General features: G+C 46.6%; 14 protein-coding genes and 8 tRNA genes. 5 read left to right on the top strand and 17 right to left on the bottom strand.

The genetic code is table 11. The annotated features are described in order from the left end of the window. Window positions 1–17: 17 nt before the first annotated feature. The 3 genes from DW183_RS03945 to DW183_RS03935 all read right to left on the bottom strand — a co-directional run bounded on the left by DW183_RS03945 (window position 18) and on the right by DW183_RS03935 (window position 4727). Window positions 18–1307, bottom strand: coding sequence for an L-aspartate oxidase (locus DW183_RS03945; RefSeq protein WP_118280726.1), 1290 nt, complete (start codon window positions 1305–1307; stop codon window positions 18–20). 19 nt (window positions 1308–1326) lie between these two features. Further along, a complete protein-coding gene (nadA, locus tag DW183_RS03940; protein WP_118280725.1) occupies window positions 1327–2232 on the bottom strand; it encodes a quinolinate synthase NadA in 906 nt (301 codons plus the stop codon). Window positions 2233–2348: 116 nt separating this feature from the next. Beyond that, a complete protein-coding gene (locus tag DW183_RS03935) occupies window positions 2349–4727 on the bottom strand; it encodes a DUF6020 family protein (RefSeq protein WP_158573009.1) in 2379 nt (792 codons plus the stop codon). 76 nt (window positions 4728–4803) lie between these two features. Here DW183_RS03935 and DW183_RS03930 point away from each other — a divergent pair, with 76 nt between their 5' ends. Next, entirely contained in the window at window positions 4804–6342 is a 1539-nt protein-coding gene (locus DW183_RS03930; protein WP_118280723.1) for a hypothetical protein, read from the top strand. On the opposite strand, the gene DW183_RS03925 is transcribed toward DW183_RS03930, so the two are convergent. The 3 genes from DW183_RS03925 to DW183_RS03915 all read right to left on the bottom strand — a co-directional run bounded on the left by DW183_RS03925 (window position 6296) and on the right by DW183_RS03915 (window position 8719). After that, window positions 6296–7192 (bottom strand): RsiV family protein, encoded by an 897-nt coding sequence (locus tag DW183_RS03925; RefSeq protein WP_118280722.1) that lies wholly within the window; start codon window positions 7190–7192, stop codon window positions 6296–6298. The two genes, DW183_RS03930 and DW183_RS03925, sit on opposite strands and share 47 nt — an antisense overlap. Window positions 7193–7194: 2 nt before the next feature. Continuing rightward, window positions 7195–7713 (bottom strand): RNA polymerase sigma factor, encoded by a 519-nt coding sequence (locus DW183_RS03920; protein WP_118281348.1) that lies wholly within the window; start codon window positions 7711–7713, stop codon window positions 7195–7197. Window positions 7714–7834: 121 nt separating this feature from the next. Further along, complete coding sequence (locus DW183_RS03915) at window positions 7835–8719, bottom strand: MurR/RpiR family transcriptional regulator (RefSeq protein WP_118280721.1); 885 nt, start codon at window positions 8717–8719, stop codon at window positions 7835–7837. A gap of 146 nt (window positions 8720–8865) precedes the next feature. Here DW183_RS03915 and nagB point away from each other — a divergent pair, with 146 nt between their 5' ends. After that, on the top strand, window positions 8866–9591 hold the full coding sequence (gene nagB / locus DW183_RS03910) for a glucosamine-6-phosphate deaminase (RefSeq protein WP_118280720.1): 726 nt from the start codon (window positions 8866–8868) through the stop codon (window positions 9589–9591). A gap of 66 nt (window positions 9592–9657) precedes the next feature. Then, window positions 9658–10815 carry an N-acetylglucosamine-6-phosphate deacetylase gene (gene nagA, locus DW183_RS03905; RefSeq protein ID WP_118280719.1) on the top strand — a complete coding sequence of 386 codons (1158 nt, stop codon included), beginning with the start codon at window positions 9658–9660 and terminating at the stop codon, window positions 10813–10815. 59 nt (window positions 10816–10874) lie between these two features. Here nagA and DW183_RS03900 read toward each other — a convergent pair whose 3' ends face one another. The 3 genes from DW183_RS03900 to DW183_RS03890 form a co-directional block, all read right to left on the bottom strand. Then, window positions 10875–11270: a PH domain-containing protein gene (locus tag DW183_RS03900; protein ID WP_118280718.1), complete on the bottom strand. Its 396-nt coding sequence runs from the start codon at window positions 11268–11270 to the stop codon at window positions 10875–10877. 104 nt (window positions 11271–11374) lie between these two features. Then, window positions 11375–12760 carry an MATE family efflux transporter gene (locus tag DW183_RS03895; protein WP_118280717.1) on the bottom strand — a complete coding sequence of 462 codons (1386 nt, stop codon included), beginning with the start codon at window positions 12758–12760 and terminating at the stop codon, window positions 11375–11377. A gap of 69 nt (window positions 12761–12829) precedes the next feature. Continuing rightward, window positions 12830–14683 (bottom strand): ABC-F family ATP-binding cassette domain-containing protein, encoded by a 1854-nt coding sequence (locus DW183_RS03890; RefSeq protein ID WP_118280716.1) that lies wholly within the window; start codon window positions 14681–14683, stop codon window positions 12830–12832. A 204-nt stretch (window positions 14684–14887) separates the two neighbouring features. Here DW183_RS03890 and DW183_RS03885 point away from each other — a divergent pair, with 204 nt between their 5' ends. Then, complete coding sequence (locus DW183_RS03885; protein WP_118280715.1) at window positions 14888–15175, top strand: cysteine-rich small domain-containing protein; 288 nt, start codon at window positions 14888–14890, stop codon at window positions 15173–15175. Further along, window positions 15165–15803, top strand: a complete 639-nt coding sequence (locus DW183_RS03880; protein WP_118280714.1) for a hypothetical protein — start codon at window positions 15165–15167, stop codon at window positions 15801–15803. Before DW183_RS03885 ends, DW183_RS03880 begins: the two co-directional genes overlap by 11 nt. A 161-nt stretch (window positions 15804–15964) precedes the next feature. On the opposite strand, the gene DW183_RS03875 is transcribed toward DW183_RS03880, so the two are convergent. From DW183_RS03875 to DW183_RS03840, 8 genes are all read right to left on the bottom strand, one after another. After that, a tRNA-Arg gene (locus DW183_RS03875) sits at window positions 15965–16038 on the bottom strand. Between the two features lie 75 nt (window positions 16039–16113). After that, window positions 16114–16197 (bottom strand) — tRNA-Leu (locus tag DW183_RS03870). A gap of 181 nt (window positions 16198–16378) precedes the next feature. Then, window positions 16379–16451 (bottom strand) — tRNA-Val (locus DW183_RS03865). A 4-nt stretch (window positions 16452–16455) separates the two neighbouring features. Further along, window positions 16456–16529: transfer RNA gene (locus DW183_RS03860), tRNA-Asp, on the bottom strand. 39 nt (window positions 16530–16568) lie between these two features. After that, a tRNA-Ile gene (locus DW183_RS03855) sits at window positions 16569–16642 on the bottom strand. Window positions 16643–16650: 8 nt separating this feature from the next. Next, window positions 16651–16723, bottom strand: a tRNA-Thr gene (locus DW183_RS03850). A gap of 86 nt (window positions 16724–16809) precedes the next feature. Next, window positions 16810–16881 (bottom strand) — tRNA-Glu (locus DW183_RS03845). A 40-nt stretch (window positions 16882–16921) separates the two neighbouring features. Continuing rightward, window positions 16922–16994 (bottom strand) — tRNA-Asn (locus DW183_RS03840). Window positions 16995–17057 lie beyond the last annotated feature (63 nt).

The following is a 17057-nucleotide window of genomic DNA, read 5'->3' as shown; positions in this document are numbered from 1 at the left end:
CCTCTAAAAAATAACTCTTATGCACTTGCCTTGACTGCCTGCTGCACCATTGACTGATATTCTTCTTCCAAAGCCTCCCGATCCTCATAGGTCGAAAGGTCAATCGCATCCATGATCCTGCGCCCGGCATCTTCATCCCTTTTGCCCGGGTTTTCCGTCATATCCAATGCTGCCCTTTTTGCAAAGACCAGACTCTCCAAAAGGGAATTGCTGGCAAGACGGTTTTTGCCATGCACACCATTGCAGGCAGTCTCACCTACGGCATACAGATGTTCCATACTTGTCTTGCTTTCATGGTTGACCTTGATGCCCCCCATAAAATAATGCTGTGCCGGCACGACCGGAATACATTCCTTATGCACATCATAGCCCATCTGCCGACAATGCTCAATAATATTTGGAAAATGGGAATCCAGTTCCTCTGCCGGGATCTCCCGCAGGTCTTCCCAGACATAGTCCGTACCATCTTTTTCCATCTGCTTGCGGATCTCCTGGGTCAAAAGATCCCGCGGCAAAAGTTCATTGACAAAACGGTTGCCATATTTGTCATATAATTTTGCACCTTCCCCACGCACAGACTCAGAGATCAAAAAACTCCTCTGTTCCTTTTCTGTGGAATAAAAAGTCGTCGGATGGATCTGCACATAGGTGATGTCCTTGAGTTCCACCCCATGCTTGATCGCCATGGCTATACCGTCACCTGTCAGGTGTCTGAAATTGGTCGAATGGCGATAGACACCGCCGACACCGCCGGTCGCGAGCACGACTTCTTCTGCACTGACTTTTTCAAGAGTTCCGTCTGCCATACAAAGGATGCCGCCATAGCAAACATTATCTGCGCTGACAATATCTACAAGTGTGGTATATTCCATGATCTTGATATTCTCACGTTTTCTCGCCTCTGCCAAAAGGTGACTCGTGATCTCTTTTCCGGTCACATCCTCATGGAAGACGATACGTTTGGCACTGTGCGCGCCCTCTCTGGTATAAAGCAGGTTGCCATCCGCATCCTTTTTAAAATCTGCGCCCCAGCCGATCAGATCCTTTAAAACATCCTGCGATGACCGAATCATGATCTCTACGGATGTGCGGTCGTTTTCATAATGTCCGGCAGCCAGCGTATCTTCAAAGTAAGCATCATAATCATCTTCCCTTGTAAGCACGCACATGCCGCCCTGTGCCAGATAGGAATCATTACTCTGGGCATCGGACTTGGTCACGATCAGTATTTCCTTATCTTTGGACAAATTAAGTGCAAGATAAAGACCGGAACAGCCGCATCCTGCAACTAAAATATCTGTTTTCATTTTCTTACATCTCCAAACATTACTGGCCTAATTCCAGCATTTTTTGTAAAGACTTCATGGATTTTTCTGCCAGATTCTTTTCTACAAAGACCTCGTTGGTATCATGTGCCAAAACATCTAAAACCTTTTCCAAAGTCACCTTTTTCATATTGACGCAGACCTGCTGATCCTTGACCGTGTAAAGTTTCTTGCCCGGTGCCTGCTTTTTGATCTCAGCAAAAACGCCATCCACGGTACCGATGATGAACTCGTCATGGTTAGTATTTACAACATAGTCAATGATACCCGAGGTACTTCCTATATAATCTGCCTGCACCAAAACATCCTTGGTACACTCCGGGTGGGCTGCAAAAAGGGCATTTGGATGTGCTGCTTTCGCCTCCTTTACCTTGTCCGTTGTAATAGCGACATGGCGTGGACAGCAACCCGCATTTAAAATAATATTCTTTTCCGGCACCTGTTCTGCCACATATGATCCCAGATTACGGTCCGGGATAAAGAAAATGTTTTCATTTGGCAGTTTGCGCACAATCTTCACTGCATTGGATGAAGTCACGCAGACATCTGCCATGGTCTTTAATTCCGCAGTCGAATTGATGTAGCATACAACAGCCACATCTTCATACTGGGCTTTGACCTTTTCGATTTCCTCCCCGGTCGCCATATGTGCCATCGGACAGTCTGCTGTCGCATCCGGCATAAAAACACGCTTGTCCGGATTTAAGATCTTGGCACTCTCTCCCATAAACTCAACACCACAAAAGATGATGCGGTCAGCATCCGTCTTTGTTGCCACCTTGCTCAGATAAAAAGAATCGCCGATGTAATCTGCAATATCCTGCACTTCCTCGTCCACATAATAATGCGCTAAGATTACCGCATTCTTTTCTTCCTTTAACCTGATGATATCCTCTACGATTGACATAAATTGCTCCTTTGTACTTCTTAATACTTTTAGGAGTATACCACAGTGCTTGTCAGGTGACAAGACACATGTTTTTACATATGCGACATAAAAGGGATGTAAAAAAGACCGAACCACTACTCCGCAGTCCGGTCAAATAAAATCGCCGCCAAAAAAGGCAGGCATCCATATAATATGTAAACATAGCGTACTTCCCCATTCAGCGGTACCGCGACAAAAAGTGTCCAGGCCACCGTCAGTGGCAGTACATAAAGATTTCCCCTCTCACGCTTTTTTCGTGACTGCATCAGCAAAAAGACAACACAGCACCACCATGCACTTGACGGATGCAAGAAATATTTCATGATCGTATTCTCCTGCATAAAAAGCAGATAGGCATTGACTGCCTGATTGACCTTCGACAGCAGGATCACATTTTTTACCCCGAGATCATTTTTATAAACAAAATGATGATAATCGGAATGCCCCCGCCAGCCCCAATAGCCGTTTGTCATACGAACCCATGCCTCAAAATAGGTATTCGGATAACGAAGCCCGAGCGACAACCAGAGTTTCAGATATGCCAGTTTGTGCTTTTTTAGATAAGCATCCCTGCCCCAGAACTGGATCTGTCCCTTGATCTCATCCGCACGCCATGGATTGTAATTGTCATGGATAAACTGTGAAAAGGTCTGCCCCGTCATATGGGAGACCTCCGGGCACAATGCATCCACCGCCTGCCTTTCCTCTTTTGATAAATGCTCCTCCTCTGCGATCACACGCGCGATCTGCTGAATAGGCATGGAAAATTTTTCAGATTCATACCCCTGCCCAATCTCCGGGAATAGTCTTAGTCCAGCCACTAAGACCACAGAGATTGCCACCACACATCCCATGACCGCCAGCCGAATGCTCTCGCCATCCTTTTTGTGCCCCAGCAAAAAGATAAAGAACAAAATCCCAATGGCAACCAACCCATTGCTCCGCAAGAGAGATACGCCCAGCCCACCTATCAGCATATGGCAGACATCTGCTCGTTTCGATCCTGCAAAATGCGCACAGGACAAACGATAAAATGACACAACAAAGATGACACCGCAACAGGTAAAGAGCGTATCTTTATTGACATAAGCAGCAAAGAAAAGATGATAGGGAAAAACGAGGAAATAGCCCAGAATAATCCCCAGATATCTTTGCCTGATCCCGATCTGCTGCAAGGTCTTTAAAAGATAGGACACCATATAGGAAAAAACAAGAACTTGCATGACGGTAAAGAAGAATACCCCCAACGTCAGGTCTCCGCCCAATATTTCTGCCAGTTTTGCGCCCAGTGTCAGCCAGAGTGTGTGATAGATCGGATGGTGGTTGCTGTACTGCCCGGTCACAACCTGGGTCAGTTGATTGATGGAATCATACTGCAGGCCTCCCGGGAAACGGCAAAAGAGCAGATAATTCATCTGAAGCAAAAAGACTGCCAGAAAAGCCAACCGGCTCCACCAGACCTCCTGCTGTATCTCCTTCTTTTTCTTCCATAGTATAAGGAAAAAACTAAAACAAACCTCCAGTACAAGGCGAAACAGGCAGCGGACTACTCCCATAGGAAAAAGAGATCCATAATACAGATAAGGCAGATAGCCCAGATAATGTATGGACAAAAGCAGCATGCTGTATCTGCCACAAGTCGCCAGAAAACCATCCGCGCGCACATACTTTTCTAACTTTCGGCACAAAAGTATAAGGCTAAGACTGCCACAGGCAGCCATGGCAAGCCCAAGAAAAGTAATACCATAGTCTCTTTGTGCCATGTCAAAGGCGGGCACGGCGGATTTTTCCTGTAAAAGAAATGCCAAAAACCAGAAGATACCTGCACCGATTAGAGCTTTATCCCCTGTCGCAATCTTCTTTTTTCCTTCCTGCTCCCACTGTGGCAATCTTTCTCTTAGCCAGATACCGATGTCCACAAAGCCCATCCCGGCAAGTCCCAGATCCAGCGCCAGAGGCAGTGGCAGATGCAATATAAGAACCAGTGCCCATGCAAGAAGAACCAAACTTTCCCATTTCTTCGGCATCAGCAGATGGAGGGCATCCAAAAGCAGCCGGGCAAAGAAAAGGGCCGGCAAAAACCAGAGCAGACCGATCGCTGCAACTTCTTTTCCAAAGGCCATGACATCCGATCCACTTGCCAGCAAAAGACTTGCCAGCCGATTCAGGGCAAAGTCTTTTGTGTATGCCGCGTCAAACTGCCCCTCCACAAGATAAGTCCATAAAGTCATGACCATAAACAGAACAAGTGCCGGTAAGAGCAGGCGTTTTGCCGATTTTTTGGCAGCCTCTCTCCACTCCAGCCAGTTGTTTGACAAAACCATGGTCATACCGCTGCATACAAAAAAAAGAGGCATGTGGAAAGAATAGATCAGATCCTTTTGCCAGCCCAAAGATATAGTATGCCCCACGATCATAAACAGGATACCGATCCCCTTTGCCATATCCAGATAGGTCATGCGATTTTTCTTCATCCCGTCCTCCTGCATGTCTTACTTATGATATAATGATAGCATATTTTCGTTAAGTTTTTGTTGTTTGGAGAATATTATGCAAAAATATAAGTTTTTCGATATGGTCTTTTTTATTATGATGGCATTTATCTTTACTGCCCTCATTTTTTTCCAGAGAACTGTGGAACTTCCTTATCTAAAGGAGATCGCCCCGATCGCCTGCTACCTCTTGCCCTGTCTCCTGCTCCTGTATCTGTGGCGGCGTTTTATGGTAAAAAGCTGCGCAAGCGCCAACTTAGGGCATCTGCGCCTTGCCTGTCTGCTCGCCCTCCTTTTACAGGTCTTTATCGCCTATCATATCTGGTTTTATGTAGGCTTTGATGTCGGGATCGTGCGTATCAGCGCCCAGTATTTTGTGCAGGGACAAGTCTACCCTTATGCTCCGACTTACTTTGCCACCAATCCCAACAATACCTGCATTTATTTTATTACGGTGCTTTCCCTGCAAATAGGAAAGTTTTTCTCTGTAGACGGCTATTATCTTTTGATCCTCTTTGGCATCCTCTGCAGCAATATCGCCCTCTATCTGACCTGCCGCTGCGTCCTGCTTCTGACAGACTCCCGCGCGGTCGTCAGTGGTACTTTTCTTCTGGGTTTGCTGCTCTTTGGGCTGTTCCCTTGGATCTTTGTCCCTTACAGCGATATTTTATCCCTGCCTTTGCCGATCCTGACCTTTTACCTCTACCTGCAAATGAAGCGAAAAGATACTATGCCACTTTGGATAAAAACCTCTCTGATCTGCCTGCCTGCGATCTTTGGACGCCTGCTCAAGCCGACCAATCTCATCATCCTGATCGCACTGGCTATCCTTTTTGCCTTGGACCTTGTACGCGGGCAATTTCAGCATGGTCTGAAAAAAGCAATCGTGATGCTTTGCACCTTTGCCGCTCTTTTTGCCCTTTCCGCGCTTGCCTCCAAAGGCATGACATCCTATCTGGCTATAGCACCGGATAAGAGTGTAGAAAAATCTTTTGCTCACTATGCCATGATGGGACTGAACGAAAAGACCATCGGCAATTACAGCCAAACCGACGATGAACTCTCGACATCCATCTACGATTACGATGCAAAAAAAGATGCCAATCTGACCCTGCTCAAGAAACGTTTGCAGGATATGGGCTTCTCCGGTTATCTCTATCATGTCCTGCGAAAGACTGTCTGTAATTTTTCCAACGGAACCTTTGGCTGGGGCAAAGAGGGCGCAGATTTTGATGAATATATCCCACAAAGATCGGACGGGATTTCCCGGTTGTTAGAAAATTTCTACTATATGAAAAATACCGATGCCGACTATGTCATCGGCACCGGTGGAAAATATTTCACTTATTATGTGCAGTTGGCGCAGATCGTCTGGATCTGCACCTTACTGCTTTGTTTCTATCATGCTTTTCTCTTGTTGAAGCGTCCTTCCACATCAGAGGAATGTCTGATCCATCTGGCACTTCTCGGCATCTTTGCCATGGTCACACTTTTTGAGACAAATGCCAGATATCTGATCTCCTATCTGCCATTCTTCGTCCTGTGTGCCACTACTTCAAAATATCAGAAACCACTTTGTGTGGGATTTCAAAACTAGGACAGCCCATAGACATCGGTCCGACATCGCCTTCGTTAAAGCAGATCACAATGTTGCCCTTGTCATTTAGATAAAAGGATTGGTCAGCAGCGATCGCATCAAAGTTCGACTCTGCCACTTCCGGGTCGTCGATCCAATACATCACATTCTCATCCGCTTTCATCTGTGCCCGCATCTGCTTTTTGATATTCTTGCTGATCGGTGTCACATAGTCTGCACCATCCTTGAAAAGGTCTGCTAAAGCAAGACGCTGTCCGGTCGCAAGATCGATCGTATAGTAATAATCTTCTTCCGAGCCGCTGCCTGACGCCTGATAACACATAAGTTTCAAGGTAAAGTAATCATCGGTCGTGCTGATCACTTCATGTTTGATCGTAATATCCTGATAGCCCTGATTTCTCATATTGTTCTCAAACTCTGTGATATAGCGTTCGCTGATCGCTGCGATCTCCGCATTGACTTCTGTTACAGACTGCGCCACATTGGCATTGTCCGTATCCCCTGCCACGAGTTTTGGCTCATCGACATCCGCCATGTTCTTGCCATCATCATACTGATAATCGCGGAAAGTAACGGCGCTCACCAGATTTCCCAAGACCGGCACCTGCTCCATTGCCTGCGCCACGCTTGCCGATGTATTTGGCAAAGCCACAAATACCAGGGCTACTGCCGCTGCCGTCGCCCCTATTTTTAAGATGCGGTTTCCTCTTTTTCCCATCTCTATGATCTTTTTCCCTTGCGTTTCCTGTTTTGCCTGCTGCATCCTTTTTTTCATCTGCTCCACCTGATCTTCGCTCATATGAACGGATTCATAATCTTCTTTATATGCTTTCAAATCTTTTTGTCCCATGCTTATTCCTCCCATATCCAGTCATTCTCCATCTGTATACGCATCTTCTTGATGCCCCGATACAGACGGCTCTTGATCGTACTCACTTTTTCATCCATAATGTCTGCTATCTCACTGATCTTATACTCCTCAAAATAGCGCAGCAGGATCACGGTTCTATCCTTGTCCTCCAAGGCATCCAGCGCCTTCCAGAGATCCATGTCCTGATAACGATCCTCCGTCCATGGCTCCGTCACGACTTCCTCCGTACTCACCGTCTTTTGCTTTTTCCGGCAAAAACTAAATACCTCATTGAGCATCAGGCGATAAAGCCAGGTCTTAACGTATTCCGGCTTTTCTAAGGTCCTGCACTTTTTGATCGCCTGATAGGCTCCCTCCTGCACAATATCTCCCGCATCTTCGGGATTTTTTACATAAGCGTAAGCCAGCCGATAGTAAGAATCATAGTTTGCAAGCAGTGCTTCCTCGACAATTTCCTGTTTGTCATCTTCTGTTTTCTTTGTGCGAAAAAAGGACTGCATGTTTTCACCTCCATCATCTGTTTTTGTTTCGAAACTATATATTAGACGCCACAGAAGCAAAAAAAGTTTCAAATCCAAGAAATTTTCTCTCAAAGCCGAAACTTTTATCCTCCTGCTTATCTTAGTAGGTCTCGCGCACGACTGTCTCAATCGCCCGCTCACTGTTCTTTTGACATTCTTCGCGGTTTCTCTCATAAAACCTCTGATATAAAAGGTCGATCAGATATAGTTGCGCCGTTTTTGCCGCCATAGAGCCTCGCTCTAAAGGTGCCTCACGCATACCGGTCAAAAGGATGGCATCCGCATAAGCCGTCAGCGGCGACTTGGTGTAATGCGTAACTGCTGCCACTTTTGCTCCCGCCTCATGGGCTAATCTCGCCACCTGTACCGCATCCTTGCTGGCACCGGAATAAGAAAAAATAAACATGACGTCGCGCTCTGTCATCATGGTTGCCGCGATCGCCTGCAAGTGGGGATCCTCCACACAGACAACCTTTGGCATGACACGGGCGAACCTGCTGTGCGCCTCTCGTGCCATCAAAAGACTGTCGCTGACGCCAAAAAAGTGGATCCTGTCCGCCTGCTCAAACATCTGCACGATGGAAAGCAGAGTTTTCTCATCCACCAGCAGCATGGTCTCATGCAGAGCCTTCTGGTGAGCAAGGAAAACCTTCTGTGCCCAGTCTGTCTGTCCGGCTGCCGCCTCCGGCTCCGGCCTATGTTCTACCCCCGTCCTATCGTCTGCATGGGCTTCTAAGATCGCTCCGACCCGCGCCTGACTGATCGAAACCTGCACCTTAAAATCCTGATAGCCCTGCGCGCCCAATTTGCGGCAAAAACGTGTCACACTGGCTTCCCCCACCCCACAGGCAAGCGCCAGATCCGTGATCGACATATATATGATCTCGTCCTGATGGGACAAGCAATAATCTGCCAGTTGTCTTTCTTTCTTGGTAAATTGATTTCCCATGGACTGTATTTTTAATAGGATATTCTGCTGTTCCATCCGCCGTCTTTCCTTTTTATTTTTTGAAAATGATTTTCAAAAATAATTGTATCATGAAAATAATTGTGATATTATACCTTTGAAATGAAAATAATTTTCATTTACATGATAACAAAGAAGAAATCAAAAGGCAAGGAGTGGATATTATGCTATTATACAAAGTAAAGGATTTTAAGGAACTGAGCCGTAAGGCTGCCAACATCATTTCCGCACAGGTCATTTTAAAGCCGACCTCCGTGCTGGGACTTGCAACCGGATCTACCCCGGTAGGCACTTACAAGCAGTTGATCGAGTGGTACGAAAAGGGAGATATTGATTTTTCACAGGTCACCACCATCAACCTGGATGAATACAAGGGGCTCGGTGCCGCTGATGTCCAGAGTTATCGCTATTTTATGAATGATAATCTCTTTAACCATGTCAACGTCAACAAAGACCGCACCTTTGTACCAAACGGTCTTACCGAGGATCCAGAGGAAGCCTGCAAGGCATATGATGATCTGATCGCTGCCTGCGGCGGCATCGACCTGCAACTGCTCGGTATCGGTGGCAATGGTCATATCGGTTTCAACGAGCCGACTGACTCTTATATCAAGGCAACCCATGTGGTAACCCTTTCCGAAAATACCAGAAGTGCCAATGCCCGCTTCTTTGCCTCTATGTATGAAGTTCCGACACATGCCATTACCATGGGGATCGGCGGTATCATGGAAGCCAAAAAGATCCTCCTGCTTGCCAGTGGTAAGGCAAAGGCACAGGCGATCTACGATGCCCTCTACGGACCGATCACGCCACAGGTTCCGGCTTCCATCCTGCAACTCCACCCGGATGTGATCGTAGTTGCCGACGAAGAAGCCCTGTCCCTCCTTTAGGGACGTTCCTTTTGCCACAAGGAGTGTCCCTTTTGGCACAAGACTTTAAGAAAGAAGATGCACATTATGATCATTAAAAATGGACTGGTCTTTACCCAAGACAAAAGATTTGAAAAAAAAGATATTTATATAGAGGACGGCAGATTTGTCTCGCCGAATGCCTACACAGAAGATAAGGCAGATGTGATCGATGCTGAAGGGCAATTTGTTCTTCCCGGATTGATCGACATCCATAGCCACGGCGCAGTCGGTTGTGATTTTTCGGATGGCGATAAGGGTGGTGTCAAAAAGATTTTAGCCTATGAGAGAGCACACGGCATCACGACCTACTGCCCAACCTCCATGACACTGCCGCAGGAGACTCTGGAAACCGCTTACGCCAGTCTGAATGATCCATCCTTTTTCCATCTGGCAAACGTCAGAACAGATCAACCTGCTTCCGGTCAGAATCCGGTGGAATCCGGTTATGCCCGTATCGCCGGTATCAATATGGAAGGACCATTTTTGGATGAGGCAAAAAAAGGTGCTCATCAGGCATGCTATCTGCGTCCAGCAAGTGCAGCATTTTTTGATGCCTGTCAAAAGGCTGCATCGGGTGCCATCCGTCTGGTAACGGTCGCCCCAAACATCGCCGACAATATCGACTTTATCCGAGACTATCACGAGAAAGTAACGATTTCCCTCGGACATACTTGCTGCGACTGTGCTACCGCAGAAAAAGCGATTACTGCCGGGGCTGACCATCTGACACATCTATTCAACGCCATGCCTTCTCTTCTTCACAGAGAACCGGGACTGATCGGTGCCGCCATGGATGCTGAAGATATCTATGCCGAACTCATTGCCGATGGCATCCATGTCCACGGCACCATGATCCGCAATGCCTTTCGCATGTTCCCTGACCATATCTGTCTCATCAGTGATTCCATCCGTGGCACGGGACTTTCGGATGGTTCTTATGAACTGGGCGGTCAGATCTTCCATGTCAAAGGCAAACTTGCCACATTGGATGACGGTACCATCGCCGGCTCCGTGACCAACCTCTATGACAGTATGTGTCATGCCATCGAGATCGGCGTTCCTATGGAAGAAGCCATTGCTGCTGCCACCATACATCCGGCAAAAAGCCTTGGCATCTACGACCAAGTCGGCTCCATTACGCCGGGCAAATATGCTGACATCTTACTCGTAAATAAAAAAATGGAACTACAGCGCGTACTGTAGTTCCTCTTTCGGGACACTCCTTTTGCCATAAGGAGCGTCCCTTTTTGCTTTATACCTTCTTAGTGCAGATCCTCATCATCGTCATCAGGATCGCCGTCATTGTCAAACATAGACTCACGGTTGATCACACGCTTTTCTACACGATTTTTCTCCACTAATTCTGACAGACGTTCTTTGACCTCTGCCGCATTTTTTACACTGACGATCTCAAAATCCGCCATGCTCTTGTCTGCGGAACATACCTGAATGGTTCCCACGCCAAAGATCTTTTGTCCCAGCGTACGGGTCAGTTTCACATCCAGAATACGATACAAACGTACCTCATCCTCTACCGTCGTAAAAAAACCGGTCTGGACAAACAGACGATCCTCCGTCAAAGTATATTTTGTAAAACTCAGTGGCAAGCCAAATAAAGTTCTCTTGCGGTCACTCCAAATTACATTTCTCTCAGCCATATCTTCTCCTTTGCGCTCCAATCCCAGCCCCAAAATCTCGGTTTCGTGGCATATCTTTACTCCTAGTATACGTTTCCTTGCCTTACTACGCAAGTAAGAATTTTCTATACCATCTGCACCAGCCAGACATTGCTTTTCACCATAAAGTAACCAATGATGACCTTGATCAGTTCGGTCGCCTGTACGAAAAAGTAAATGCTTACGATGCCAAGCCCCGTAAAATGCGCCAGCACATATGCCACCGGTACCACGACCACCCAGGTAAAGACAGAGTCAAACAAAAAGGTGACAAAGGTCTTTCCCCCGGAACGCAGGGTAAAATAAGAGGCATGCGAAAAGGAGCAAAACGGCATGATCATGGCAGATACCGCAATGAAATTTGCCGCCAACGATTTGATTTCATCCGTAGTGTTATAAATACGCGGGAAAAAGCGTCCCAGTACAAACATGCAAAAAGCCACAATGACACAGCAGAATACACTGAAAGCGATCATCTTGTTATCGGCATCCTTGGCTTCCTCCAAATCTCCCGCTCCCAGATACTGCCCAACGATAATGCTGATGCAGGCTCCCAGTTGGATATAGACGATATTAAAGAGATTTGTGATCGTTGCCGCAATATTGACACCTGCCACAACAGCAATGCCGCGGATGGAATAGCACTGGTTGACCGTCGTCATACCTGCTGCCCACAAGACTTCATTGATCATAAGGGGCAGTCCCTTGACAAGGATTGCTTTAAGTTCGGCCTTCGGTATGCCGAATCCCCGGTAGGCTCCCTCCAGATAGCGGTTTTTCGTCTGGTGGGTATGCGCCCATAGGATCACGATCCCCGCCTCAATATAACGCGCCAAGACCGTTGCCAGTGCGGCTCCCACAACGCCCAATTTTGGAAATGGTCCGATTCCAAAGATCAGAAGGTAATCTAAGACTGCATTGGAACCTACCGCCACAAAACTTGCGATCATCGGCACCATGGTCTGTCCTGTTTCCTTGATATTGGTTGCATAAGACTGGTTGACGGCAAACGGTATCAAACCAAACAGCATGACCGCCAGATATTGCAGACCATATTTTAAAGCCACTTCTGTCGCTCCGCTTCCTGTCGTATCTGTCAGATATAAAGAGATCAACTGGCTTCCTCGACTTGCAAACAAAGTCATGGCAATGACCGTGACCAGCAAAGTCGCATACAACTTAAAACGGAAGGAATACATATGCCCCTTGTGGTCGCCCTTACCAAAATACTGAGCGCCAAAAATGCTCGCCGCGGATGCCGCGCCAAAGATCGCCAGATTGTAGACAAAAATCAACTGGTTGACAATGGCAACGCCGGACATCTGCTCCGTGCCCAATTGTCCCACCATGATATTATCCAAAAAACTGACCAGATTGGTAATGGCATTCTGTAGGATCATTGGCAGCGCCAGATATAAATAACGCCGGTAAAATGCCCCGGTCCCTATGTATTTCTTCTTAATCTTTTCCATCAAAACTTACCTCTTTCTCTTTGCTTATCTGTGCCAAACGGGACAGTCCATGTGGCAAAAGGAACGTCCCTACTGTGCTGCGATCTTAGCCGCCAGATCCTCTAAATGTTCCCAGCGCTCCATTTTTTCTTCCAGAGTCTGCTCGACTTTCTTTTTCTCCTCCAGCAACTCGCCTAATTTCACGGAGTTGGTCGCATTGGCAGCCATATCCTCATCTAATTTTTCCAATGCTTCTTCCAAGCCTGCAATGTCATCCTCGATACTTTCATATTCCCGCTGTTCATTGTAAGTAAATTTCAGTTTCTTGCTCTGTTCCTTTTGCATTTTATAAGCCTGGGCACCGGACAGATTTGCCGTTTCTTCCCCAGTCTGCTGACCTGTCTTGTCTTTTTCCCCCGGATCCGTCAGACTCTCCCCGCCATAGGTCTCATAATATTCCTGATAAGAGCCGTTAAAAAGGGAGATTTTTCCTGCCCACTCAAATACCAGCATATGATCGACCACGCGGTCTAAGAAATAGCGGTCATGGGAAACCGTGATCAAAATCCCCGGAAATGTGTCAAGATAATCTTCCAAAATACAAAGGGTAGAAATATCCAGATCGTTGGTCGGCTCATCTAAGATCAAAACATTTGGTGCTCCCATCAGTATTTTTGCCAGATAAAGTCGTCTTTTCTCGCCACCGGATAATTTTCCGATCATCTGGTACTGCAAAGAGCCTGCAAATAAAAACTTTTCCAACATCTGTGACGCAGAGATATAGCCGTCTTCCGTGTGGATATATTCGGCGGTATCCTTGATATAATCAATGACACGCTGTCCCGGATCCATATCCTTTGCCTCCTGCGCATAATAACCGATATTGACCGTTTCCCCGATCTCAATACGTCCTTGATCCGGCTGCACTTCTCCCATGATCATCTTTAAGAGGGTGGTCTTGCCGCAGCCATTTGGTCCCAGAATGCCAATACGGTCTTTCTTCAAGAAATGATAGGTAAAATCCCGGATCAGTGGTTTTCCCTCATAGGCGATTGCAATATCATCCATCTCGATCGTTTTATTGCCCAGACGCGTCGACAGACTGCCAATCTCCACCTCCGTATCCACGGCTACCTTTTCCTCATCGCGCAAAGCCTCATAACGCTTAATATGGGCTTTCTGCTTGGTCGAACGCGCTCTTGCCCCACGCTGCATCCAGGCGATCTCCTTGCGCAGGATATTTTGATGTTTTGCCTGCGTAGACAGCGCCATCTCCTCCCGCTCTGCCTTAAGCGCAAGAAATCCTTCATAATTTGTTTTGTATGAATATAATTTTCCTTTATCCAGTTCCACGATACGATTGCAGACCAGATCCAGAAAATACCTGTCATGCGTGATCATGATCAGACTGCCCCGATAAGACTTGAGCCAGCCCTCCAGCCATTCTGTCATATTGTGATCCAAATGGTTGGTCGGCTCATCCATGATCAGAATCTCATTTTTTGATAAAAGGACGGCTGCCAGGGCAACCTTTTTCTTTTGTCCCCCGGATAAATGATCGATCGGCTGATTCAGGTCCGTAAAGCCCAGACGGTTTAAAATACTCTTGGCTTCTCCCTCCACGCCATAGTCTCCGGAAAGGCTGGTATCTCCTGCTATGCCATGCATCTGGTTCTGTCCAATGACATATTCCAGGATCGTCTGTCCCGGTGCAAATTCCGGATTCTGTGGCAGATAATTGATCACCACATGATTACCCTTGGTATATTCCCCGGTATCCCCTTCCTCGATGCCTGCAATAATGCGCAAAAGGGTTGATTTGCCTGTACCGTTAATCCCGATGATGCCGACTTTTTCACCATCTTCCAGACTAAAATCGATCCCATCAAACAGGACCTTATCGGTATATGCCTTCGTCAGATTTTTTATAGTAAGTAAGTTCATTTTTTCTTCCAATCCTCCGCGAGTAACTGTCGTTTTCTTCCGTTTGGTCTTCCATCTATTGCTATTTACATGGTCACTATAACCATGATATTTCCAATATGCATGCCTACTTAGAATACCACAATTTGAGCAAAGAAACCACCGGCAGGCTGACTTATATAATCTTTTCTTTGAACTTTATGCAAAATAGGGTATGATAATCTCATGAGTCAATATTATAAATTTTTTCAGAATAAAAAATGTGAATATTTTCCCTGTCATAAGGGCATCCCGGAGGCTGACTTTAACTGTCTTTTTTGTTATTGTCCGCTTTATGCTCTGGGCAAGTCCTGTGGCGGGAACTATGAATTTTTAGAAAATGGAGTCAAATCCTGTATGAACTGTGCCTTTCCCCATCATCGCAAGAACTACGATCTGGTAAACGCACGTTTTGGGGAAATTGCAGATCTTATCAAACGCAATGGGGAGGAGGATGGATCTCATGAAGTGTAAACTGCTGCCCAAATTATCCACCGGCGATTGGAAAGATTTTTGCGACCGTTTTCATTTTCCTGCAAAGGAATTAAGGCGGATCCAGGCGATTTATCAGGCGCTCCTGCCCCTGGTCGATTGCTATGCCTATTATTCTTTAAAGCAGGATCTCCCCGAGATTTCCCTTTCTCACTATGCCTATGGCTTTGTGACCTTAGGGAATGGTGTTGATGAATTTTCGGAACTCTATCTCAATCATGAACAGATACAGGAGGCTTATATCGTGGATTGTATCAGCCTCCTGCTCCTCTCTAAGGCATACGAGGACTTTGCCCATATGATCGAAGGTGAAAGCAGCCTCTACCTGGAAAAATTGTCATTTTTGGGCGATGACTATCCTTTGGATCTGCTTCCACAGATCTATGATAACCTTAATCCGGGTGACATAAGCCTGACTGAGAGCAATATGCTAAGTCCCTTAAAGACCGCCACCCTGATCCTGCATTTAGATACCAAGCGCCACGCGGCATTAAATCAATTATGCAACTCCTGCGACACTTGCAAGAACTTTTCCTGTCCATCACGAAAAGTCTCTGCCAAGCAGATTCCCCGCACTTATGGGGCTATGCAGATATTTCATAAGAAATAGGCTGTCTCAATCCTTCCGGTGGCGTAAATAACAGAGCCGAGATACGCTCTGCGAGTCTCGCTCTGATTAGCGTTCGTCAAATACACGCATTTATGCGGTGTATTTTCCTCGTCGCCATAACAAAAAGGACAAGGCAAACTGCCTTGTCCTTTTTTGTAAGACGTGCGTGAGAGGATTCGAACCCCCGACACCTTGGTCCGTAGCCAAGTGCTCTATCCAGCTGAGCTACACACACATACTATTTAAACGTTGCTCACACAACATATTTAATTATACATCTTTTTCTTGGTTTGTCAAGAAAAAAATGAACTGCCGCAGACCGGAATCGAACCGGTACGATGTCACCACCACAGGATTTTAAGTCCTGCGCGTCTGCCAGTTCCGCCACTGCGGCTTGTTACGAGCACTTAACGAGAACAAGCATAGCGCCGTTCGAGTTTAGTGCGATACATACTTGACCCTTAGTGAGAACGAACGTTAGTGATGTTCGAACTTAGTAGTCAAGTGCTGTTACGAGCACTTAAAGTGCTACTACTATATGACATATGATGGTTCAAATCAGATGACATATATAATGGGACCTATAGGGCTCGAACCTATGACCCTCTGCTTGTAAGGCAGATGCTCTCCCAGCTGAGCTAAGACCCCATAACGCCCCAAGCGGGACTCGAACCCGCGACCTCCGCCGTGACAGGGCGGCGCTCTAACCAACTGAGCCATTAGGCCAAATAAAAGAAATCGAGTACAAAACCTTTAACTATAGAGTGGACCTTCGGGGACTCGAACCCAGGACCGACCGGTTATGAGCCGGTTGCTCTAACCAACTGAGCTAAAGGTCCAAATTAAAAGCCGATGATCGGACTCGAACCGATAACCTGCTGATTACAAATCAGCTGCTCTGCCAATTGAGCCACATCGGCCTGTTATGAGCACTTAACGAGAACAAGCGTAGCGCCGTTCGAGTTTAGTACGATACGTATTTAGTCATAAGTGCTACTTCAATCAGTGACTCCGACGGGAATCGAACCCGTGTTACCGCCGTGAAAGGGCGATGTCTTAACCGCTTGACCACGGAGCCATAAAGATATAGCGCAGAAATATATCTGCGTAATAAAAAACTCCCCCTGTTGGACTCGAACCAACGACACTGCGGTTAACAGCCGCATGCTCTACCGACTGAGCTAAGGAGGAATATAAAAGGTATAACACCTTCAAAATTTCATACAGATTCTTTGAATCAAACCTTCTTGGTTA

Origin of the sequence: Roseburia sp. AM16-25 (genome assembly GCF_003473825.1) — a bacterium.
Classification (GTDB): Bacteria; Bacillota; Clostridia; order Lachnospirales; family Lachnospiraceae; genus Pararoseburia; species Pararoseburia lenta.
The sequence above is the reverse complement of the archived record's forward strand: the minus strand, read 5'-3'. Positions and strand labels throughout refer to the sequence as shown.